At 51.1% G+C, this 22,805-nt stretch carries 20 protein-coding genes and 1 other annotated feature; of the genes, 11 read left to right on the top strand and 9 right to left on the bottom strand.

Annotated elements, in window-relative coordinates; genetic code table 11:
• Nucleotides 1–79: 79 nt before the first annotated feature.
• The 3 genes from CGZ75_RS20725 (at nt 80) to CGZ75_RS20715 (ending at nt 3,017) form a co-directional block, all read left to right on the top strand.
• Complete coding sequence (locus CGZ75_RS20725; protein ID WP_089526176.1) at nt 80–634, top strand: helix-turn-helix domain-containing protein; 555 nt, start codon at nt 80–82, stop codon at nt 632–634.
• Between the two features lie 145 nt (nt 635–779).
• The gene (gene tdh, locus CGZ75_RS20720) at nt 780–1,823 is read left to right on the top strand and encodes an L-threonine 3-dehydrogenase (RefSeq protein ID WP_089526175.1); all 1,044 of its coding nucleotides are present in this window, start codon (nt 780–782) and stop codon (nt 1,821–1,823) included.
• 18 nt (nt 1,824–1,841) lie between these two features.
• Nucleotides 1,842–3,017, top strand: coding sequence for a glycine C-acetyltransferase (locus tag CGZ75_RS20715; RefSeq protein ID WP_089526174.1), 1,176 nt, complete (start codon nt 1,842–1,844; stop codon nt 3,015–3,017).
• Nucleotides 3,018–3,594: 577 nt separating this feature from the next.
• On the opposite strand, the gene tyrS is transcribed toward CGZ75_RS20715, so the two are convergent.
• From tyrS to CGZ75_RS20700, 3 genes are all read right to left on the bottom strand, one after another.
• Nucleotides 3,595–4,881 carry a tyrosine--tRNA ligase gene (gene tyrS, locus CGZ75_RS20710; RefSeq protein WP_089526173.1) on the bottom strand — a complete coding sequence of 429 codons (1,287 nt, stop codon included), beginning with the start codon at nt 4,879–4,881 and terminating at the stop codon, nt 3,595–3,597.
• A gap of 68 nt (nt 4,882–4,949) precedes the next feature.
• Nucleotides 4,950–5,196, bottom strand: a binding site (T-box leader).
• Nucleotides 5,197–5,350: 154 nt separating this feature from the next.
• Nucleotides 5,351–6,106: a class I SAM-dependent methyltransferase gene (locus CGZ75_RS20705; protein ID WP_089526172.1), complete on the bottom strand. Its 756-nt coding sequence runs from the start codon at nt 6,104–6,106 to the stop codon at nt 5,351–5,353.
• A gap of 16 nt (nt 6,107–6,122) precedes the next feature.
• Entirely contained in the window at nt 6,123–6,536 is a 414-nt protein-coding gene (locus CGZ75_RS20700) for a glyoxalase superfamily protein (protein ID WP_217900097.1), read from the bottom strand.
• Nucleotides 6,537–6,734: 198 nt separating this feature from the next.
• Here CGZ75_RS20700 and CGZ75_RS20695 point away from each other — a divergent pair, with 198 nt between their 5' ends.
• A complete protein-coding gene (locus tag CGZ75_RS20695; RefSeq protein ID WP_089526171.1) occupies nt 6,735–7,166 on the top strand; it encodes a hypothetical protein in 432 nt (143 codons plus the stop codon).
• Here CGZ75_RS20695 and CGZ75_RS20690 read toward each other — a convergent pair.
• The 5 genes from CGZ75_RS20690 to CGZ75_RS20665 form a co-directional block, all read right to left on the bottom strand.
• On the bottom strand, nt 7,141–8,439 hold the full coding sequence (locus tag CGZ75_RS20690; RefSeq protein WP_089526170.1) for a sensor histidine kinase: 1,299 nt from the start codon (nt 8,437–8,439) through the stop codon (nt 7,141–7,143). The genes CGZ75_RS20695 and CGZ75_RS20690 overlap by 26 nt on opposite strands.
• Nucleotides 8,440–8,462: 23 nt before the next feature.
• Nucleotides 8,463–10,106: a hydroxysqualene dehydroxylase gene (locus CGZ75_RS20685; protein ID WP_281255129.1), complete on the bottom strand. Its 1,644-nt coding sequence runs from the start codon at nt 10,104–10,106 to the stop codon at nt 8,463–8,465.
• 352 nt (nt 10,107–10,458) lie between these two features.
• Entirely contained in the window at nt 10,459–11,430 is a 972-nt protein-coding gene (locus tag CGZ75_RS20675) for a DNA-3-methyladenine glycosylase family protein (protein ID WP_089526168.1), read from the bottom strand.
• An 88-nt stretch (nt 11,431–11,518) separates the two neighbouring features.
• Complete coding sequence (locus tag CGZ75_RS26555; protein WP_425436555.1) at nt 11,519–11,671, bottom strand: Beta-galactosidase C-terminal domain; 153 nt, start codon at nt 11,669–11,671, stop codon at nt 11,519–11,521.
• Complete coding sequence (locus CGZ75_RS20665) at nt 11,602–12,312, bottom strand: beta-galactosidase trimerization domain-containing protein (RefSeq protein ID WP_425436532.1); 711 nt, start codon at nt 12,310–12,312, stop codon at nt 11,602–11,604. The genes CGZ75_RS26555 and CGZ75_RS20665 overlap by 70 nt, the downstream gene beginning before the upstream one ends.
• A gap of 214 nt (nt 12,313–12,526) precedes the next feature.
• Here CGZ75_RS20665 and CGZ75_RS20660 point away from each other — a divergent pair, with 214 nt between their 5' ends.
• The 6 genes from CGZ75_RS20660 to CGZ75_RS20635 all read left to right on the top strand — a co-directional run bounded on the left by CGZ75_RS20660 (nt 12,527) and on the right by CGZ75_RS20635 (nt 20,009).
• The gene (locus tag CGZ75_RS20660; RefSeq protein WP_089526165.1) at nt 12,527–12,826 is read left to right on the top strand and encodes a hypothetical protein; all 300 of its coding nucleotides are present in this window, start codon (nt 12,527–12,529) and stop codon (nt 12,824–12,826) included.
• A 96-nt stretch (nt 12,827–12,922) separates the two neighbouring features.
• Entirely contained in the window at nt 12,923–13,918 is a 996-nt protein-coding gene (locus CGZ75_RS20655; RefSeq protein WP_089526164.1) for an iron-hydroxamate ABC transporter substrate-binding protein, read from the top strand.
• Nucleotides 13,919–14,152: 234 nt separating this feature from the next.
• The gene (locus CGZ75_RS20650) at nt 14,153–15,106 is read left to right on the top strand and encodes an ABC transporter permease (protein ID WP_245851005.1); all 954 of its coding nucleotides are present in this window, start codon (nt 14,153–14,155) and stop codon (nt 15,104–15,106) included.
• A gap of 12 nt (nt 15,107–15,118) precedes the next feature.
• Nucleotides 15,119–16,030 carry a carbohydrate ABC transporter permease gene (locus CGZ75_RS20645; RefSeq protein WP_089526163.1) on the top strand — a complete coding sequence of 304 codons (912 nt, stop codon included), beginning with the start codon at nt 15,119–15,121 and terminating at the stop codon, nt 16,028–16,030.
• 20 nt (nt 16,031–16,050) lie between these two features.
• Nucleotides 16,051–17,664: an extracellular solute-binding protein gene (locus CGZ75_RS20640; RefSeq protein ID WP_245851003.1), complete on the top strand. Its 1,614-nt coding sequence runs from the start codon at nt 16,051–16,053 to the stop codon at nt 17,662–17,664.
• Between the two features lie 110 nt (nt 17,665–17,774).
• Nucleotides 17,775–20,009 carry a helix-turn-helix domain-containing protein gene (locus tag CGZ75_RS20635; protein ID WP_089526162.1) on the top strand — a complete coding sequence of 745 codons (2,235 nt, stop codon included), beginning with the start codon at nt 17,775–17,777 and terminating at the stop codon, nt 20,007–20,009.
• A 307-nt stretch (nt 20,010–20,316) separates the two neighbouring features.
• Here the strand turns inward: CGZ75_RS20635 and CGZ75_RS20630 are convergent, their stop codons facing one another.
• Nucleotides 20,317–21,159: an Imm43 family immunity protein gene (locus CGZ75_RS20630; protein WP_089526161.1), complete on the bottom strand. Its 843-nt coding sequence runs from the start codon at nt 21,157–21,159 to the stop codon at nt 20,317–20,319.
• Nucleotides 21,160–21,443: 284 nt separating this feature from the next.
• Between CGZ75_RS20630 and CGZ75_RS20620 the strand changes: the two genes are divergently transcribed.
• Nucleotides 21,444–22,694: an ISL3 family transposase gene (locus CGZ75_RS20620; protein ID WP_089525266.1), complete on the top strand. Its 1,251-nt coding sequence runs from the start codon at nt 21,444–21,446 to the stop codon at nt 22,692–22,694.
• Nucleotides 22,695–22,805: the final 111 nt, after the last annotated feature.

Below are 22,805 nucleotides of genomic sequence, written 5' to 3'. Positions count from 1 at the left end.
CCTCATTATATAAAGATACCGTTGACGCGACACCGCTTCATCGTGGTAGAATAAGGATTACTTTGCACGGAGGTGTCTCATGGATACGATGGTACTTCGAGTTGCCCGCAACCTCAAGAGAATCCGCAAATCCAGAGGCCATAGTCTCGACAAGCTGTCGGAGCTGACCAGCGTCAGCAAAACGATGCTAGCGCAGATCGAACGTGCGGACTCCAATCCGACCATTACGGTGTTATGGAAAATTGCCAGCGGTCTGCGGGTGTCCGTCACCGATCTCATTGAGGAGGATCGCTCCTTTGTTTCGCTTATCCGCTCTGCGGATGTCAGTCCGATTGCTACTGATGATGGGCGTTATGTTAGCTATCCGCTGTTCCCTTATACCGACGAATCTCGTTTTGAAATTTACCGTGTCCTCATGCAACCGGGCTGCGCTTATGAAGCCGAGCCTCATCATGAGGGCGTTGAGGAACATGTCACCGTCACCAAAGGCATGCTGCGCCTACGCGTTGGCAGTGAATGGTACACCGCCTCTTGCGGCGATGCCATCCGTTTCAGTGCTGACCAATCCCATGCCTATCACAACGAGACCGAAGAAGAAGTCGAGTTGCAAAGCGTCATTCGTTATCCGTTCTAAAATCAGTCCAATTTGAGGTCCCTCCGGGGCCTCTTTTTGTTGTTTACAAAACCACTCTCGCTAATATAATATTACATACACAAGCGTTCTTTATAGTGAACATATATTCGTTATAATGTATAACTTCTCAAAAGGAGAATTCGGCATGTCTACCAGAATGACTGGCCTCGTGAAGGCCGAACGCAAGGCAGGAGCCGTGTTGATGGAGCTCCCAATACCCGCGATTGCCTCAGATGAGGTGCGGATCCGCGTCAAAGCAAGCTCGATTTGCGGCACGGATATGCATATTTATCACTGGGACGAATGGGCGGAGCAAAATGTAATCACACCAAACGTGTTCGGCCACGAGTTCGCCGGCATCGTGGATGAGGTTGGTAGCGCTGTCAGAGGCATCCTTCCCGGGGATCATGTATCGGCCGAGGGCCATATCGTATGCGGCACTTGCAAGCAATGCCGCTCCGGCAACGCCCATGTCTGCCCCAATACGCGCAGCTTTGGCATTAGTGCTCCGGGTTGTTTTGCCGATTACGCCGTAACTAAGGCCGTCAACATTATTCATAACGATCCCTCCATGCCCCATGAGCTAGCTTGCCTGCAGGACCCGCTCGGCAATGCGGTTCATACGGTACTCTCCGGTGATATCGTCGGCCGTTCTGTAGCTGTGATCGGCTGCGGCCCGATCGGCCTCATGGCAATCCAAGTCGCCAAAGCCGTTGGAGCTGGACGCATCATTGCCGTTGATTTGCATGACTATCGACTCGGCATGGCCGCTTCCCTTGGCGCCGACGAATGCGTGAAACCTACTCCTGGCAAAGACATGGCTGCCGAGCTGCGACGCCTCACGGGAGGAGCCGGAATCGAGGTTGGCCTGGAGATGTCCGGCAGCCCTCAAGCGATCAACAGTTTGTTGGAAGCGATGTCAAACGCTGGACGCGTGTCCCTGCTGGGCATCCCCTCCAAGGCGGTACCTATCGATTTGGGACGCCATATTATTTTCAAAGGGCTGCAGGTATATGGCATTACAGGAAGAAGAATGTACCAAACCTGGCACCAGATCAAAGGGCTGCTGGACGCCGGACGGATCGACCTATCGTCGCTGGTTGACCACACGTTCACACTCGACCGCTATGAGGAAGCATTCGAGCTGATGAGCTCAGGGCAATGCGCTAAAATTGTGTTTAAGCATTAGGTAGAAGGAGTGGATCGCATGGCAGGATTGGAGAGGCTCAGCGAAGAGCTGGAGCAGTTGAAGCAGCAGGGACGGTACCGGCTGCCCGCCATATGGGAGAGCGGCTCGGGATCGTGGATGGAAATGGGCGGACGGCGCGTGCTGCAGATGGCGTCGAACAACTATCTCGGCTTGACCGACCACCCCCGACTGAAACAAGCAGCCATCGAAGCTACGCAAAAATACGGCGTTGGAGCTGGATCCGTCCGCACAATCTCCGGTACGATGGACATTCACGATCAGCTGGAGCAAGAGCTCGCCGCATTCAAAGGAACGGAAGCCGCGCTCGTGTTCCAGTCCGGCTTTACGACAAATCAGGGCGTTTTCGGTACGCTGCTCGGCGCGGAAGACGTCGTCATCAGCGACGAACTGAACCATGCCAGCATCATCGACGGCATTCGATTGACCAAGGCAACGCGCAAGATTTACAAGCATAAAGATATGGACAGCCTGGAAGAAGCTCTGCGTGGTGCGTCCAGCTATCGGTCACGCTTCATCGTCACCGACGGCGTGTTCAGCATGGACGGCGACATCGCGCCAATGCCGCAGATCGTAGAGCTGGCGGAACGTTACGATGCCATCGTCTGTATCGACGATGCTCATGCCAGCGGTGTACTTGGCCATTGCGGCAAAGGTACAACGGATCATTTTGGCCTGCACGGCCGGGTGCATATCCAGATCGGCACGCTGTCCAAAGCCGTCGGTGTAGTCGGCGGTTACGTTGCCGGCAGCCGCGAGCTGAAGGAATATCTCATTCACAAAGCGCGCCCGTTCCTGTTCAGCACCTCCCAGACACCGGCCGTTGCTGCCAGCTGTCTGGAAGCAATTCGTGTGCTGCGGACAAGTCCCGAGCTTGGTGAGCGGATGTGGGCATCAGCGAATGCTTTCCGTTCGCAGCTGCAAGCGGACGGCTTTGACACCGGCGCCAGCGAAACGCCGATCATCCCAATCGTTATCGGCGATTCCGCCCGGACGATGGCCTTTGCAGCAAGGCTACTTGAGGAAGGCGTATTCGCTCCAGGCATCGTCTTCCCGACGGTCGCCGCCGACAAAGGCCGCGTACGCTTCATCATCACCGCCTCGCACACGGCCGACGACCTGGAGTTCGCGCGCCAAGCGCTGCTCAAAGTCGGACGCGAGTTCGGCTTGGTTTAACGTGTTGCCCGTATAGGTGCGGAGCTAGTGCGGAGCTAGTGCGGAGCTTGTATGGGGCTTGTGTGGGGCTTGTGTGAAGCTAGTGCGATACCGGCGCACGATTGCGTCTATGCAAGGAGCATATACGTGCACCAGTGCATCCGCGCATCGGTGCACTGGTGCATCCGCGCATCGGTGCACTGGTGCATCCGCGCATAATTGATTTCCGCTGATCTGCGGAACCCCCTACCTTCACAAACGACAAAAAAGGGTGTCCTCGTCATATTCCCATGACGATTGGACACCCTTTTTCTAAACCTACGAGCACAAAAATGTTGGAACTTGCGCCTTTACAACCCTTCGTGTCAGAGCAACGGACCTGAGAATCACTATTTGACAAAAAAAATAGCTAAAAATGTAACGGGCTGGCCCCCTAATTCTGGAGAGTTCTACCTTTTGAGGCTAAATAAGCTCGCTCAGTTTCGTTAGTCTTGTTCATTCCCGCTGAGAGCCAGCCATCAAGCGAAGAACACCTTTTTCCCACATAATTCTCTCTCGCGCGGCACCGCTGCTCAGGTCCTACGCCTTAAACCCTACTCTACTCAAACTTCACCAGGTAGTAATTTTTCTTGCCGCGGCGCAGCACGATGTAGCGCCCGTGCAGGCGATGCTCTGCTGTCAAAGCCGTATCGATGCTGGTTTGCTTAACGCCGTTCACGTACACGGCGCCGCTTTCGATGTCTTGCTTCGCCTGACGGCGCGAAGGAGCTGCCTTCGTCTCGACGAGCAAGTCGATTAGGCCTGTTTCGGCGGATCCGCTTACTACCGTCGTAGGCATATCCTGAAGCGCCTCAACAAGCTCGGCTTCACTCAGTTGAGTCACATCGCCGGAAAACAGCGCAGCTGTAATCTTTTCAGCGCTCACGACCGCTTCTTCACCATGCACGATACGAGTCACCTGGCGCGCAAGCTCGCGCTGAGCTTCGCGTTTCTCCGGCTGCGATGCAACGAGAGCTTCCAGCGCCCCTACCTCTTCGCGGGAGAGGAACGTGAAGTATTTCAGGAAACGGATCACGTCGCTGTCATCCGTATTGATCCAGAATTGATAGAATTGGTACGCGCTCGTTTTCGAGCGATCCAGCCAAACAGCTCCGGATTCGGACTTACCGAATTTTTTGCCATCGCTTTTAGTTACGAGTGGCATCGTAATGCCGTAAGCGCCGCTGCCGCCGGTTTTGCCGATAAGATCAAGGCCAGCCGTAATATTGCCCCATTGGTCGCTGCCGCCGAGCTGCAGGTTAACGCCATGGTCACGGTTCAGCTTATAGAAGTCATACGCCTGCAGGATCATGTAGCTGAACTCCGTGAAGGAAATTCCGTTAGCCAGGCGTGAATCAACGGAGTCTTTGGCCAACATGTAGTTGACGGTGAAGTTTTTGCCGATGTCGCGCAGGAAGGTGATGATGTCGAGCGAAGCGAGCCAGTCGTAGTTGCTGACGAGTTGGGCCGGATTCTGCTCCGTCTCAAAATCCAGGAAGCGCGACAACTGGCGCTTCAACGATTCCGTCCAGCCAGCGACCGTATCGTCGGTGTTCAGGGAACGCTCTGTGGAGCGTCCGCTGGGATCACCGATCAGGCCGGTTCCGCCGCCGACGAGCGCGATAGAGTTATGGCCCGCTTGCTGAAAGCGACGCAGCATCAAAATCGGGAGCAGACTGCCGATGTGCAGGCTGTCCGCCGTCGGGTCGAAGCCGCAATACAGCGTCACCGGGCCCTCGCTCATTTTTTGACTCAATTCCTCGCGATTCGTGACCTGATATACCAGGCCCCTGTACTCCAGATCCTCCAGCAGCGCCGCATTCACGGCTGCTTGTTGTTGCGCCATCTCTAGATCCCTCCAATATGAATTCGGCCTGCTCAGCATGAAAAAAGAAAAGACCCCTCCCTGTCATAAACAGGGACGAGTCATCGCGGTACCACCCTAGGTTGAGCCTCTCCAGAGCCAAATGGCCTGGTAGTCGAAGCTCCGCTCATGCCGGATATCGGTCGGCTTCCGTCCTCAACCTTCTGCCATAGGCAGGTTCGAATGAGGATGCTCCAGGACGTAATTCACGGGCGGCTGTCGTACCGGCTCGCACCTACCGCCGGCTCTCTGGCACCGAAGCTCCGCTCCGCTACTGTTTCCCTTCCACGCTGAATATGGCTGTTAAACATGCATTTACTCGGTATCACTTTAGCGAAACCGACAGCGCTTGTCAACGTCTGGCGGGTTACCAGAACCGCATGGCGCACAGCGCCAACCTGCACCAGCCCGTTACGTAAATTCGCTGCATCAGCTCATTAAGTAAAGCTCACTATACCAGCCCGCTGTACAGCTCCGTCTCGTAATCGAAGCTTACCGTACCGTCGGTCTGCGTTTCATCAAAGATACGCCGCAGCTCCTCCAGCATCTGCTCGTACTTTGGATGGCCCGGCTGTGGTGCATAGGAGGAGGACAACAAGCGGCCCTTGACTCCATCGAAATCGAATAGCTGGCTGTTCGGGAACGTTTTGAGCGTCATTGTACCCTCACGGAAAAAGCTCTCCAACTTGTCGCCGTTTACATTACGATGGTTGACGCTACCGTAATCCGTACCGAGCCGGTGCAGCAGCTCTTCATACTGCTCCAGAAATGGGCTGCCAGACAGCAGCCGCGTGTTCCAAACGAGGAACACCCGCTTGTCCGGCTTGAGAATCCGGGCGAACTCGACTCTGGCCGCCTCGGCGTCGAACCAATGGAACGATTGTGCGCAAACGACCGCGTCCATGGAATGAGACGATATCCCTGTTTCCTCCGCCGGCGCCAGCATGATGCCGAACAAATCGTTGGGGCCATGCTGGGCCCAGGCGGCGCGTGCCATGTCAGCGTTCGGCTCAATGGCCATAACGCGCAGGCCCTGCTCCATAAGCAAGCCGGAGAAAATGCCCGTACCCGCGCCGATGTCTGCCACGGCGGATTCTGCCACCAGTTCGCCCTGCGCCATGATTTCATCCAGCACCTCTGCGGGATAGCTCGGGCGATATTTCACATAATCCTCCACACGACTGGAGAAACGTTCTTTGTTGTCCATAGTAAAGCCTCCTTGATTACTTATCGATCTTGCTGACATCCCCCGGACCCTCATCTGCATCCGGTACATAGAAGGTCAGCCGGTTGCCAAAAGGATCTCCCACACTGAGCTCCCGCCCGCCCCATGGCGGGGTTTGCAAGCCGGGGCGCGCATAGGTATAACGTTTGGCAAGCAGAGCAGTCTGAAACGCCTCCAGTTGTCCCCACTCCGCCTCAATTCGGATATTGGCCCCCGGGCTGCCGTCTCCGTGATGTTCCGACAGATGCAGCTCGCATCCGCCTAATGACAGGGCCATATATAGGGGTAGATCTTTTTCGAAGCGATGTTCCCATAGCGGAATTCCACCCAGAAAGTCGACATAGAACTCTCTCGCCTTGCGCTCGTCGAAGATACGAAAAATCGGTATGACCCGTTTGTTATGCATTTGCATCACGCAGCCACTCCTTTTTCCTACTCAATTAAACCCCTCTAATCACGCAGATGTTGCCAACAGCACTATCATAGCGGAGACGAATCGGTTTGTCAGTAATCTTTCATCCCCAATAAGAATAAGGTACGCGGGGCGTACTCCCCTTCTAATTGCGGCATAAACTGTAGAGATCAAGTTCTTCGGAAAGGCTGACCGCCAATGAATTCTTCTTTTTTTCGTATCACTCGTCCCGTTTACCGCATGCAAACACGGCATCGCTCTACGAAATCCACGAACCAAGCAGTCGCAAAAAAAGACGCCATCATAATAGAAAATGACGACGTCCTGACCATCGAAAGAGCCGGTGTGTACTTAATCCGTATACGCATGAACGGAGGCGCGGGGGCCGCTCCGCTGCCTTGCCTTGCGGCTAACGGCAGTCTGCTAAGCGGCATGATCTACGATCCGCCCCATCTTGGGCAGCCCCACAGCGCGTCCGGCTGGCTGCTGACACGATTGACGCAAGGTTGCAAGCTGGAGCTTGTGGATCACTCGCCGCCCCTGACCCAATTTCAACAGGGGCCTGACTTGAACGAGCGGCCGGCTTCGACTCAAAGCTGGGAAATTACTCTGGAGCGGGTTGGTCACTAACGCTGGTGCCTCTAGAAGTCTTCTCCAGAGGCAAATGCACCTCACAGATCGTTCCTTGACTTGGCTTGCTTCGGAAATAAAGACGCCCGCCCATCGCCTGAATCAGGTTGGTGACGACCATTAACCCGAGCCCAGTTCCTTTGTCCTTAGTCGTATAAAACGGCATGCCAATTCGCTTGAGCTGCTGCTCATTCATGCCGATGCCGGTATCGCGGATGAAGATTAACACCTTTTCATCCTCCTTGCGGGAGCTGATAGTCAACACGCCCCCCTCCGGCATGGATTCTATGGCATTTTTCATAATGTTGAGTAAACATTGCTGCAGCTTCTTAGAATCACCGGTGACGAGCAGTGTATCCCCGGTGTTATGCCGCGATACCAGCTCCACGTTGGACATAACACAGAGCGGCTTGACCCACTGCTCAACGTTAGCCAGCTCCTGCCGTACATCCAGCAGTCTCGGCTGTTCCACAGAAGGCTTGGAATAGTTGAGATAGTCTGTGATGATGGCGTTAGCCCCGTCGATGCCTTCAAGCGCATTGATTCGGTAGCGGTCAAGTGTAGCGGCATCTAGATTGGGACGGCCCATGAGTTGGAGAAACCCGCGCGCCGTCGTCAGAGGATTCCTGATCTCATGGGAGATCGAGGCGGTCAACTGGCCAATCAGATGATATTTTTCGGCATTGAAAAGCTCTTCAGTCAGCCGCTCCTGGTGTTTGACCAGGTAATACGTATAAGCTACGAGCGGGGAAGAGAGCAGCGTCCCGATGCCGGTCACAATCATTCTTCGGTATTCCATATGATCTTGGGTCCACAGAGAAAGCCCGATGAACAGCGCGATATAGACCAAGATAAGCAGGAAATGTACAAGCAGCATCCTTTTGAGCGATTCCGGCGACGGCATCCGATAGTGATAGATGATGCCAATTATAGAAATAAAGACCATGGACAGCGTGCCGGGCAACCACTCATTCCCTGCAATGAAAATATTGCCCCATATGAAAGCGGCTGTCGTGGACACTCCAGGAATCCAGCCTTCATAGATGGCAATAAGAGCTACACAAACCGGTACAAGATGAAGCACATAGACGAGAGGGTCAATCTCCTCGTAGGCCAAGTAGAAATACGAGGTCAACGCCAGGATAGCGACAAACAGCAGCTTGCGCCCGTACCTGATGAAGGATACTCGTGGAGTAATAATTAAAAACAACAGGCACGCAGTCAGATAGTACATCAGCCCCTGGAACTCGCGCGCAAGAATGTAATCTATCACGGCAGGGATTTCCTTCCGATCAGCTAGCCGACAATTTTCCCGTTCCAGGGTAGGCCGTCTTCCCAGCGGGCCGCATCGTTGCGCTGCCACAGGGACAACAGTTCAAACGAGTACATTTCCCATATCCGGCACTTGTCAGCCTTGATCTTGTAGTAATCGATAATCGCGTTGACAGCTCTTCTCGCCGCTTCGTTGGCCCCTTCCATCGTTGCAAGGTCCGTATTAGTGCGAACATAGTCCGAGGCCAAGTAAAGGTTGGGGATAGACGTATAAGCGTTGGGCCGAAGCTCCCATGTATGTACCTTGTTCACGAGCAGCGGCTCCATATTGATCGCCTCATGAGGATTGGGGAACTGAATGTCTTCATCCAGGAACCAGTGCTCCAGAAGACCGTCATGCAGCAAATCTCCCTCATAATTAAAGTGATCCTTGAGCTGCTGCCAAACCTCCTGGCGAATCTCCTCCGCCGAGCAGTACATCGCAGGTTTGCCGAACAGTACACCATTGCGTTCCCAGTCCGACACGTCTACCGATAAAACCCCTTTTACCTTGCCATTGCCGTATTCCGCAAGATCGAAGTCCGGCCAGAATTGCTGCTGTGAAACGAGTGTGAGAGCCCATGGACTGTCCATGCAGATGATATGCCCATGAATGAGCGGTATATCTTCGTTCAGGTAGAACTGAATGCCATTCATCCATTCTACCGATTCACTCAGTGGTTTAATTCCGGCAAGTAGCCGATCGGCTTGTACCAGCTCATCAGTCAGCAAGCCGGCCATCACCTCAACCGGAAACGCCGCGATGTAGCAGTCAGCGACGATAGTCCGCTCCTGTCCATCCATCAGCACAGTTACGCTGCTAATGTTTCCGTTGTCGCAGTGAATCGCGTTCACTGGACTATCCCGATATATTTTCACGCCGAGCGACTCCAGATGGTCATACCAGGGATTAATCCACACCTCGTTGGTCGGGCCGTTTAACAAACGATCGGCACTGCCGTTCGGCGTGACCATATCCATCATTAGCGTAGCTCCGACCTTGCCAATCGTGCATGCGTTGGCTTCCTGAGCCTTAGCCGCTACCAGGATTCGAGACAGCCCTACGAAAATGCGCTTGAACTGTTCCGACTGCTTGTCCGCTTCGATGAAGTCCCACCATGAGATCCGCTGAAAATCCCCATAGCGCCTCAGCTTACAGCTGGATGCAATCTCATACAACTTGAGGCCATAATGGGCCGCTTCCTCGCTCGTAAGCCCCAGGTGATTTCCGAAAATGGATTGAAAAAAAACTTTGTAATCCCCGATAGACTCCGGAAACTCCGTTAAAAAGGGCAGCATCGCCCGGTCATCAAACGCTAGCCCCAGACGCGTACCTTCTATCAGATTGTCGTAGACACCGTAGCGGTTGTCGCCGTATGGGATTCTTTTCATCGTATCCGTGACATGCTTGTAGAATTTAGGGAAAAAGCGGAAGCCGTGCTCACCAGGTAAATCCTTGCGCCCTTCCAGGCCGCTCCCCTTCACATCCATGCTTCGGGCCTTGCCACCCATAGTAGCTCTCGCTTCATAAAGGGAGACTTCGAATCCTCTTTCTGCAAGCTCATGAGCAGCACTCATTCCGGCCACTCCACCGCCTAGAACGACAACTTTCGGCAGCCTTTTCTCCAAACTTCCTCTCCTCCTATAGCATCCATGATTTAAGCGTCTTCACCAATAGGCCAACTCTCGCATAAACTCTTTTCATATAGTACCATTGAACTAATGTCAGTTGCTGTCGAATATTATCGGTTATTGAAATATTTCTCGTTAATGGTCGCCGTATGAAAAAAGTTCAGGGTTTTCAAACGCTTAATGCGAATCGCTGAATAGGCGGAGCGAAGCGGAGAATAGGGATATTTCGTGAAAATAGAAGCTTTGAATCTATAATAGGTCTCTCGCAAATTCTCTTGCAAGCGGTAGGAAATTAAAAAAAGAGACGGCTGAATGCAGCTCGTCCCTTGTACCCATTCGTTCTTAGTTCCTAGTAAAGCGTACGCCAAAGATAAAAAGTAGCATAGGCCTCCCAGCCTGCCCACGCCTTGGCAAACTCCCTTACCTCGGCTTCGGTCGGCTTGCGGTCCATCGCCGCAGCGACTCTTATCGCATGATGCAGGCCTACATCCGCGGCAGGCAACGCCTCCGGCATGCGCAGGCAACGCATCAGTACATAATGCGCCGTCCATGGCCCGATGCCTCGCATCGCGAGCAGGTGGCGCTCCGCCTGCGCCCAACCGCCATTTAGCAGGGTCGCTTTGTCTATGCTCCTGTCAGCCAATGCTTTGGCTGCTCCGATCAGGTACTCCGACTTGCGAGCCGTCATTTGTAGCGCCGCAATGTCCGGTACCTGCAGCTCTGCCACATCCTCGGGCTTGGGAAAAGCCCAGAATATTTCCCCATCTCGTTCCATCTGGCGCCCGAACGCTTCGGTGAATCGCTTTTTGAGCGTATAGGCGAAGGAAAGGTTAATCTGCTGGCCGATTATCCCCCAGCAGAGTGCCTCGAACAAGTCGGGTATGCCCACGATACGGAGGCCGTGAAATTCCTCGACAGCCCCGCGAAGCAGCGAATCGCGCTGTGCCAGCGCGTAGAAGTCTGTCAGGTCGCGGTCCAGATCGAACCATTCCTCCGCAAAACGGCGTACTAATGCCTTCATCCGCGGGGATGGAACTTCGCCGTTTGGAGCAAGGAAGCTCGCTTCCAGACGGTGAGCGGAAGAGGGGAACGCAGCGGTCTGGCCCAACACGTACTGGAATCGAACCAGCGTCGTCTCCCCATGCTCATGAAATAACTTAGTTACCGCTCCGTCGCTAATCCGGTACAGCGTTTCGTCGCTGGAACGGGCCAAGTAGCTGAGCATCGCCGACCAACTGAACAGCTCAGGCAGCGGAATGCTCAGTACTTCCGTGTCGTCTCTTACTTCTAACACTATGTCTGCTCGCTCTCCAGACCCCATAGGCAAGACTCCTTCCGCACCATATTGAATGCCCTGACTTTACTCTTGACGCCAGGGTACTGTCAATTTACGGATCTTGCCTTTTGATTCACTGTTGGTTAAAGCCATGTCGGCGAATGATTCTCACGCCGCGCGCTGGCACTAAAACCCGCCGACTGTCAATCTCGCCGCCTAGCAGATCTGTTGCGATAACTGAGGCATCCAGCTCTGCCCATCCTTCCTGCGCCGCATGGTTGAGCAGGAAGAGATAACGCATACCGTCCTTGACACGTACTGCAGATTCAAGCTGCTCGGATGCAGCCAGCACCAGCGGCGCAATGCCGCGCTCCCGGCATGAATAAGATTGCATAGCAGACCGCAGCCGTACTCGGTTGTCTCAGAACTCGGGGCCGTCTCCAAAGCAGCGTCGGCGGCGGTATAGTCCGCAAGCTCAGCGGCATCTGCCCCCGTGCCTTCCAATCCGCTCCAAGGAGCGGTCATGACGATCCGATTCCGCTGTTCCAGATCGTTTTCGTTCACGATGCCGCTGAAAAACGTCGTTATGAACGTGCCGCCATTTTTCACGAATTGCTCTACTCGCTGCGCAAAGCTCGGCTTCACCATATACATTACCGGGGCGACAATGACCTCATAACGCGAAAAATTCTCCTCCACGCCAATCATGTCAGCGGCAACATGCTGCTTGCTGAGCGCGTCATAATACTTGTGCACCTCGTTCACATAATCGAGCGCCACCGTCGGGCCGCTGCGTCTCATCGCGAAGCAAACCGGCTTCCGTGACGTCAGCCATTTTATCGCGACGTTCCGCCGCCTTACCGGCGACACGCCCGACCGCTTCCGCAGCGGGCGGCCGTAGCGCTGATGCCCAGAATAATTGGGCAAAAGCAGAACCTAACTCACTCTTCTGCATGGATGAATGCAGCACAAAAAGGTCGGCTCTAGTTGGAGTTGACCTTTTTTTTCGGTATGGGACAAAGCTGCTTCTTAATAAAATGGTACTAACTAACGATTACCGTCGGTCATCTCCCTCATGCATTCTTGTCGAGATTTGGGACGAACAGGAGCGTGCCGACAGTCAAGGAGGCGGTTCCATCCCATGCTTCAATCCGTGCTCAGAAAAAGGATGATCATCGTCATCCTTCCCAAGTATTCCATCCATCAGTTTCTGTGGTGCGACTTTGGCGCGAGCTCTCTTTGCGGCTGGCTGATGGAGGAAAATAATTTTACGAGAGCTGCAATTTTCATCGCCAGTTCGGCGGTGCCGATCTTTTTGCGGCGCACCGTCAACTCGCATCGCAGCCCTTTGAAACCACGGCTGCTGCTCGCGCATGAGAAATTATGGTCCAAGCGGGCGCGCAGCCGCCCGCTGACGTTTGATGCTTCCATCCGCAAATAGGGGGGTAATGCCCCATTAATTGACATTGATAATGATTATTGATATCATTCACTTGCTTGTTTTATTTTCTAGTCACTATAGAGGGGGGTAATCTTCTTGTTTTTTCAAAAAAAGACACTGGTTTTACTGCTGACAATCTTGACGACCCTGCTGCTCGCCGCATGCGGCAGCAATACGAATAATACCCAATCCAATTCGGGCGGGGAGGCCACTCCAGCTCCATCCGCTGCACCTTCCGCATCGCCTGCCGCGGAGCGCAAGCTGACGGACGGGCTCGGCAACGAGGTGACCGTACCGGCCAATCCTCAGCGGATTATCGCTTCCTATCTGGAGGATTACCTCGTCGCGCTCGGCGTCAAGCCGGTCGCTCAGTGGAAGGTATCCAACGGCATCCAGGATTATTTGCAAGATTCGCTTAAGGACATTCCGACGATTCCGTACGATCTTCCGTTCGAAGACGTGACAAAGTTTGAACCCGATCTGCTCATCGTTGGCTCCAGCGCCACCGTTGAAGGACAAAAATACGGGCAGTACTCCAAAATCGCTCCGACCTACGTCCTCGGCGACAGCGTCGTGAACGATTGGCGTAAAGCGCTTCTGAAAATGGGCGAAGTGTTGGACAAGGGGGATGAAGCACAGAAAGTGCTGGACGATTACGAGAAAAAAGCCGCCGATGCCAAATCAAGCATTCAAGCTAAGCTGCCTGGCCAGTCGGTCGCAGCGATTTGGCTCGTGAAAAACAAATTTTTCATCGTCAGCGACAAACAGTCGAGCGGCTCCCTGCTCTACGGTGACCTTGGATTCCAGTCTCCCGCTATCGTGAAGGAAATTTCCGCTAAGGGCACAGGCAACTGGAATTCGATCTCCCTTGAGAAATTGGCCGAGCTCGACGCCGACCATCTGATTCTGATCAACAGCGACAAAGGCACAGGCGCCAAGGCGTTGGAAGAGCCGATCTGGAAGTCTGTCAAAGCAGTGAAAAACGGCAACGTATACGAATACCCGCGCACCTCTAGCTGGCTGTACTACGGCCCGATCGCAAGCTCCCAAATGATCGATGATGTCATGAAAGACATCGTAAATAAGCAATAGTCGCAAAGACTGTTCTCCGGCCTAGCCGGGTGAACAGTCTTTTTTTGCGTTCATGAGAAGAGGCTGGAAAGCCGCGCCGCTACTGGATTCTACTCCTTTTACTATCATGCATTCAAAAATTGTTAGCGATTTCAAAAAGTGTTCGTTGCCCTTCCAAATCAGGCTCATTAACATGAAACCTATAGTACGGGCCCGTACAACATGCATTTTCTCTGAAAGGAGTTGCCACTCAACGTGAAAGCAGCCCCTCCTGTGAAAGCAGCTGTGATGTCACGCAAAACGCCGCATTTTCGCCTTCGGGAGAACATCCAGCTCTACGTCATTATGCTTCCCGTGCTGCTGCATATTTTCGTGTTCAGCTATATTCCGATGTATGGAATCGTAATCGCTTTTCAGAATTACTACCCTGGAAGCCCCTTCCTTTCCTTTACGGGTGGTACGGATTGGGTCGGCCTTAAACATTTTACTGATTTTCTGAACGGACCTTATTTCGTACGTTTAATGCGTAATACATTCAACTTGAGCTTTCTCTCGCTCGTGCTTGGTTTCTGGGTGCCGATTCTGTTCGCGCTGCTGGTGAACGAGCTGAGACATGGCATTTTCAAAAAGTATGTACAAACAGCCAGCTATTTGCCTCACTTCATCTCCAATGTTGTCGTAGCCGGCATGGTGCTGGCCTTCATCAACACGGACGGAATCGTGAACTCCTTCGTTAAAATGTTCGGAGGGACGCCGATCTCGTTTGCGACCGAGCCGGGGTATTTCGCGGCAATTTACATTATTACGACGATCTGGAAGTCTTTCGGCTGGAGCAGCATCCTGTACCTGTCTGCCATGTCATCCGTTGATCCCCACCTTTATGAAGCGGCCAAGATGGACGGTGCGAATCGATTCAAACAGATGCTGCATATTACGCTGCCCTCCATCCGCCCAACGATTTTTATCCTGCTTATTTTCGCCATTGGCGGCCTGCTAGGTGCTAACAGCGAATTCATCCTGCTTATTTACAACCCAACTCTGTATGAAACGGCAGATGTCATCGGCACCTATCTCTATCGGTATGGCCTGCTCGGAGGGAATTTCAGCTCGGGTACAGCGATTGGGCTGTTCATCTCGCTCATTAACTTCTCCCTGCTATTTCTGGCGAACAAGCTCGCTCGCAAATATTCCGATTACGCGCTGTGGTAAAGGAGGGACATGATGAGTACTTGGGTTAAACGAAATTCGAACGTCATCCGCCAGGGCTCCACTACGGTGGACATCTTTCTCTACGCCATAGCGCTCGTTTTATGCCTCGCCACGCTGTATCCTTTCTATTACGTCATTATTATGTCGATCAGCTCTCCGCGAGAGGTCGCGGCCATGAACGTGCTGTTCTTTCCAAAAGGCTTCTACCTCGGCTCCTATGAGCTGATCGTCAAAGACGCGCAGATGTGGTGGGCGTACTCCAATACGCTAATCTATGTCGCCTGCGGAACGATACTAAACTGCCTCGCGGCTGTGCTTGGCGCCTATCCACTCACCGCCCGCAATCTTAAAGGCCGCAAATGGATCATCGCCTACTTGATTATTCCGATGTATTTCGGAGGCGGGTTGATCCCGTCCTTCCTACTTGTTAATCAGTTGGGGCTCTACAACACGATGTTCGCCGTCATCATACCCGGTGCCGTGAGCATATGGAACATCATTCTTGTCCGAACGTTTTTCATGACGATACCGGAAGGTTTGAAAGAGTCGGCTTTTATCGACGGCGCCTCTCATTGGCAGCTGCTTACTCGAATTATTTTGCCTATATCAAAGCCTATCCTAGCTGTTATCGCTATATACTCCATCGTTGGCATCTGGAACAGCTGGTTCGAAGCACTCGTTTATCTGCCCAATGAACAGCTTCATCCGCTGCAAATGTACCTGTACCGAATCGTTGTCCAGCAATCCGTCGATCTCAAGGAGCTGACCATGGAAGAGAACCGGACGGCGATGGCCAACATTCTGACCAACATGCAACTGAAGTATTCCATTATCGTGTTCACCACTTTACCCGTTATTTGCACCTATCCGTTTTTCCAGAGATTTTTCATTAAGGGAGCACTGCTTGGCTCGTTGAAAGAATAGCCCTTAGAGGAGGATTATCATTGAAAACAAGAAAAAGCTTGAGATGGCTTGGGTTATCGGCCCTTATTTCGACCCTGTTAGTAAGCGCTTGCAGCAATGCTGGAGAGGGCGGCTCCTCCGAAGCGCAGAGGGGCAATCTACGGTTGCTCGGCCCTGATTTTGGAAACCGCTATATTAAGTTTGAAGAACGGGAGAAGTACCCTGTCTGGACGGAAATCGACAAGATGATCAAAGAAGCGGGCATTAACCCAACCTATGAGCTCGTGCCGAGCGAGCAATACAACGTTGTCATTCAGACAAGAATGGCGTCCGGCAATAAGCTGCCGGATATCGTCAACATCTCGGCACTGGACAATGTGACGGTGCTCAATCTGGCCAAGCAAGGTGCTCTTCAGGATTTGAATCCGCTAATCGAGAAATACAGCAATGGCAACATCAGAAAAATGTACGACGAGCAGTTCCCTATTGCCAAAAAAACAACGATATCACCTGACGGGAAGATGTACTGGTTCAGCAGCCTCCACAAAAAAACGTATCAGGGCGATCAGCCCGCTCCAGTGTCCCTTACGATGCTGCTCCGCCAGGATTGGCTGGACAAGTTGAAGCTGCCCGCTCCGACTACGGCTGAGGAATATTTGCAAGCGCTGAAAAAAATGCGTGAAGAAGATGCCAACAACAATGGTCAAAAGGATGAAGTGTTGTTATACAATCCTGGCTCTTTTTCCGGCTCCATCGCGCAGTGGTTCGGGCTAGGCACCGATATTACGGCCATCGACTACGATGGCAAAAAAATCGTCTCCCCCTGGTACCAGGATGGCGTCAAAGATTATTTCCGCTATTTGCAGCGTCTCGTTAAAGAAGGCATTCTCGATACGAATCTGATCGCCGCCAGCGGTGAGCAGACGCAGCAGAAAATGATCGATGACAAGGTCTCCTCCTTCCATAGCTACAATCTGGAAATGTGGTCAGAGCTCAATGTGGCGAAGGGTGGCAGCTATACTCCACTCATGCCGCTTAAGGCGATAGACGGAATCGATCCCGCTATGCAGGTAGAACCTCCTTTTCTAGTCTGGGAAAAATATGCGATCACGAAGGACGCCAAAGATGTTGAGGCTGCAATTAAATATTTCGATATGATCTATTCGGAGAAGTACGCCGACCTGCATTATTGGGGGATAAAAGACCAGACCTATAAATTAGACGAGACTGGAGCCAAACAATTCATCAACAATGGCCCCGATGCCGAGCTCGCCAAAAACAAACAGGTACAAGGCGCCCTACTGTTCGGCGGCACCGTATTCCCTAGAGTCCAGATGGCGAATCTTGAATTCGAGCTATCCCGTGTGCCGAAGTCAAAGGCTGACAATGAGCTTCAAGTGCTGAAATACAAACCTTTCTACTACAACTCTACGGCTAACTTCCTAGCTATTCCGGACGAGAAACAGCTGGATGCCAAAACACAAATTTTAACCAATCTGACCACCTATTCCACTGAGCTTGCCACCAAGCTCGCACTTGGCCAGAAGTCACTCGATGACTGGGATCAATATATCGCAGAGATGAAAAAGCTCGGCTTGGACGAGCTGATTGCGATCGACCAACAGTTGCTTGATCGTTATAACAGTATTCAATAGTTTTCTAGAAAATCGATAAGTTAGCCTAACCAAAGGGGCAGATCGGACATATTTCTATCCGGTTTGCCTTTTGGCTCTACGAGAAATGATTTCGGAAGGAGGCACTCACCATGAAGCGCTTGTCTGGGGGCATCTTTCAGAAAACCTTCTTGTCTTATTTTTTCCTTGTGATGATTCCCATTATTGTGTTCACTGCCATCGGCATCTACCGCAATATCAAAGTGGAGCAAATAAGGCTGTATGAGAGCCATATGGCGGACGCTCGGCGGACGTCGGACATCATGGACAGGCAATTGATCGAGTTGCAAAATGCAGGCAGCATGCTGAGCCAAGAATCTTGGGTCCGCAAACGGATGGAACGCAGCGATGTGTTCGACCGGGAGTTCGACGTTCTGAGCATGATGAAGATCAATAAGGATATGAAAAATCTGTTCAGCTCTCTGGAAATCGTCTCCTTTGGGGTAATTGTTTATCCGGAAAAGGGGTTGGTTCTATCACAATGGGGCTCCTATTCCGAAAGGGACTTTTTCTCCGAGGTAGCGCTTTTCGACGAAAAGGCACGTTCAAAGATGCTGGACGGCATCCGCAGCTATCGGTATTTTGATGTCGGCGAGCCTATTTCGATCCATCTATGGGGTAACACAAAAAAGGTCATCCCGGTCCAGCAAAGCCTCGAAGTTACCGGTAAGCCTAGAGCTACGCTCATCCTATTTATCGATAATGCGTATTTGGCGGATTATCTGAACAATTATGGCATCATTCCCTCAGGGGAGCTTATTGTCTCTGCCAACGATGCCATTGTGTACGAACATTCCGCTGGCCTGCTTGCAATTCCGGAAGGAAGTCCAAGCGAGCTGAAGCTGCAGTCCCAGGCAAGCAATTGGATGTACACACTCACCTATTATGATGACAGCTTGACCGGCTTGAAGAGATGGATCGGCTCCCTCCTGGCCCTAGTTCTATCCCTCTTGGCTGGAGCTGTTGTCGCTTATGGCCTGGCCAAGATCAGCTATCGGCCGCTTGCCGCTTTGCTCCATAAACTGACCGAGCTGGGACGGGATGACGTAACACCGGGTCCAGTTCGAGTCGGTTCTGAATATAACCAGATTGAACGGAAATTCGAGCGTCTAATGAGCGAAAATCAGTCCCTGCATCAAGCGATGTCTGATTACGAAAGCGCAGCGCGCTCAAATCTGCTGCTTCGGCTGCTGAAAGGCTATTTTACGGATGACCGGCAGTCGGCGATTTTCCGAAAATTCAGCATTGGGTATACGGAGGAGATGTATTATTGCACGATGCTGCTCCGCTTCCACAACTTCGGTGATGATACCGACATCGCGAGCCTCCGCAGGATCGAGATGGGCGTCATTATTATCGCGGAGCAGATGTTCCAGCGCCATTCGCTGGACTATCATCTGTTCGAGATAACGGATGCGGATAAAGCCATTATCGTATCGCTAGCGCAACCGCCTGTAGACCTTGGATTGATGGATCGCATTATGTCCGATATTTCCGAGGAAATGGAGCTCATTTGCGGGATCCGCCCTGATATTCGTCATGGAGCTTTCGAAAAAGGGTTGATCGGCATAAGCAAGTCTTACTATACCGCCAATGAAAGTTTGCAGATGGCTCTCTTCAAGCGCCAGCATGTCCAAGATCGGCAGGAGGAAACGGTCATCTCTGATGATCGCTATTATTATCCAACCGACTGGGAAGTTCAGCTAATCAGCAATTTGAAAATTGGAAATCTGGATACAGCGATACGAATAGTTAGTGAAATCAAGGAAGAGAATGAGCGCCGAAGTCTGCCCTCGGCGAGCGGCTTCCGACTCGTGACTTTGCTGATGGAAACGATGCTGCGCGTTTTAAGCGAAATGAATATCAGCTCCAGCATTTACGCCAAGCAGTTCGAGAGTCGGGCCGAATCAGCCGACCTTGGAGCAATGTGGGGTTATGTATTTGAAGTATGCACGGTCATCTGTGAGCGAATTCAATACTCCAACCCATCGTCTGCCATGGAAGTTGGCAATAAGCTGCTAGATTACGTGAACAGGAATTATAGCCAATCCGATGTATCGCTTAAGTCGCTTGCGGCGATGATCGATATGTCGGTATCAAGTGTTTCGAAGACGTTCAAGGAGGTAGCCGGCGTCAATTTCTACGACTACCTATCCCGGCTGCGGATGGAAAAAGCGAAAGAGCTGCTGCGCGAAGTCGGCACCGACTTCGACACCATCGCCTCCAAAGTCGGCTATGAAAACGTGTATTCGTTCAAGCGCGCCTTCACCAGATACGTGGGCATTAAGCCGGCCGAGTATATTCAGAGCAATGATGGGACTGGGTGACGTGGTAAAGGCGGAAAAGGCTGTGACGAGCCGTAATCGCTTTACTTATTTCACAGTTAGATAGGAACTAAGTCATTCGTATGGAATAAAGACAATAAGTTAATGCGGTATATCCGAATTTTATGAAATTACAACGAATAACGGCAGAAAAGCTTCTACAGCCATTACTGCCGTTCTTGCCTTGTCCACCAGAAAATGTGGCCGTTGTTACGGGAGTTGTGCCATTAGCCAGCACTACTCCCGCGCTCATTAGAATAAACTGAAGTGTAAAAAAATTGAAAATATGGTTAATAAAATTCGTTTCACGTTACGCCTCCGGTTGATCTACATTGGTGGATTTCTCTACTTCATGCCATGCAAGATATAGAAGAACTGGTGGAATAAAAATCGGGTTAATCCAGGAATAACTGCCGTCGTGAAGAATATCTCCGATTAAAACCCCACCTTTAGAATCGGCTTGCAGTTTCCATTTCCCGCTTGCCATTGCCTTTCCTTGCTCTACCATCTGGTAGGCTTCCGACCAACTGAATCGAGGCCCTGGATGACTTTCAATCTCGGCAATATGACGCTCGTAGTTACGTCTTCTCTCTTCTTCAATTCTAGCTGTTTCTTCGGAGTCTTCTTCAGAGTCCCATACGAGTTCAAAATCGATTCCTTTGATTTTTGCTTTCAGTACAGCGTCACGGAATGTGTCGGTGACAAAAGCTTGTGTAGCGGCATTTTCTTTAATTTTTAAAATATTTCCTTCAACTAAGTCAGGTTTAAATTGAATTTTGTGGAATCCTATTATATCTCCGCTAGAAGAGCCCCTTTTCAAATCTGATAAATCATAGTCAACTGCTTGTGACATATTAATTATATTAATAATATAATATGTTTCTGATTCAATAAATGCTTCTAAAATTTCAACTTGTTCAGTTATTAAGTTTTTAACTACGGAAAGCATCTTTTCACTCATTATAGGTACATGGTGCATAAAGTAAGGGTAATCCTTACCCTTCCCCTTACCTTTAACAAGTACCTCTAGCTCCATCGGTTTCCAATCATTATTTGAATTCATAGAAACTCCTGTACAAAAATCAAGATCGAAATTACCATCTTTTACAGTAACCTCAAACATAGCTGTTGAATATAATTTCCATACTTTCATCTTGGCACCTCACTCAGAATTTATCTTCCTAACTCTATTGTCCCACTCATTAAACCGATCCTTGCCCACGTATCGTAACCCGAGATACCTGCTGCATCATTAGGAGATAGAATATACTTGATATAGTAGTCTCTACACTTATAACATTCATCTCTATTAGATGCAGTAACTGTTGTTTCTTTACCATTAATAAAGCTTCCTCGCTACAGTGAATGGCAGATGTCTGTTCACTAGAGAAGTTGAGCATACTGCCTATTAAGACTATTAATAGGGTGGTATACACGATGTGGACCTCATTCAGCCATAACGAAAATCTAATTTCAGACATGTTCAACGTTGCGTTAGCCCTTGAAGAACCATGGAAATTAACTCATATTGAGTACGATGAACAAGATGAAGCTTGGTCTTTATTTATCGACTTTGAACGTGGAGCTCTGTTTCCATGTCCGAATTGCGGAACCGCATGTAAGGCTTACGATACAGAGAAAAAAATGTGGCGTCATCTCGACTTCTGGAACTGGAAAACCTATTTGCATGCCAGAGTTCCAAGAACGGACTGCAAGAACTGTAATAAGGTAACGCTAGTACCCGTGAAATGGTCACGTCCCAAATCGCATTTCACCTTGCAATTTGACGCATGGGCCATGCGATTAATGGCTGAAATGCCGGTGAATGCAGCAGCTCGTGAATTACGAGAGCATGACACCCGGATGTGGCGGATCTTCCATCACTACGTCGACCAAGCTATGGCTGAGGTGGATCTAACTTCAGTCAGCCGAATAGCGATCGATGAAACTTCATCACGCCGCGGTCACCGCTACATTACGTTGTTTGTGGATGTGGATACCAAGACGGTGCTGTTCGCTACAGAAGGAAAAGGGAAAGATACCCTTGCGCGTTTCAACCAACATCTGCATGATAAAGGCGCAGAAACCGCACAAATACAGGAGATCTGCTGCGATATGTCTGTCGCATTTATTCGAGGAATTGAGGAGCAATTCCCCACAGCAGAAATAACCTTTGATAAGTTTCACGTCATGAAAATGGTGAATGAAGCCGTTGATGACGTGCGCAAGGCCGAACAAAAAGAAAACCCAGAACTAAAGCGAACGAAATATTTATGGTTGAAAAATGAAACCAACCTAAAAGCAGAACAGAAAGAACAACTGAACAATCTGACTAGAAGTAACTTGAAAACCGGCCGAGCCTACCGCTTGAAGTTGGCTTTGCAGGATCTATGGACGACGCCGCATCTACTCGCTGACGTCTATTTACGCGCATGGTTAGGTTGGGCGAGACGTTCCCAGTTGGAACCCATGATCGATCTTGCTAATACGGTGAAAAACCATGAAGAAGGCATTCTTCGTTGGTTTCACAGCAAGATGACAAACGGTCTACTCGAAGGCATTAATGGCCTTGTGCAAGCTGCCAAACGAAAAGCCCGGGGGTACAGAAACGTTCATAATCTGATTGCTATGGTTTATATGACCGCGAACAAACTTCGGCTTCCAGCGCTTGGAGCACGCAGGGTCTAAATCCTTTTTACCCTCTCCCATTTATACCCTGTTTTAAAGAAACTCTTACGAATTTGCATGGCTATTACACTATTTTTTCGAGCATTGCCCATCCAATAGAGCGAAGAGCCT

The organism is Paenibacillus herberti (assembly GCF_002233675.1).
Lineage (GTDB): Bacteria > Bacillota > Bacilli > Paenibacillales > Paenibacillaceae > Paenibacillus_O > Paenibacillus_O herberti.
The sequence above is the reverse complement of the archived record's forward strand: the minus strand, read 5'-3'. Positions and strand labels throughout refer to the sequence as shown.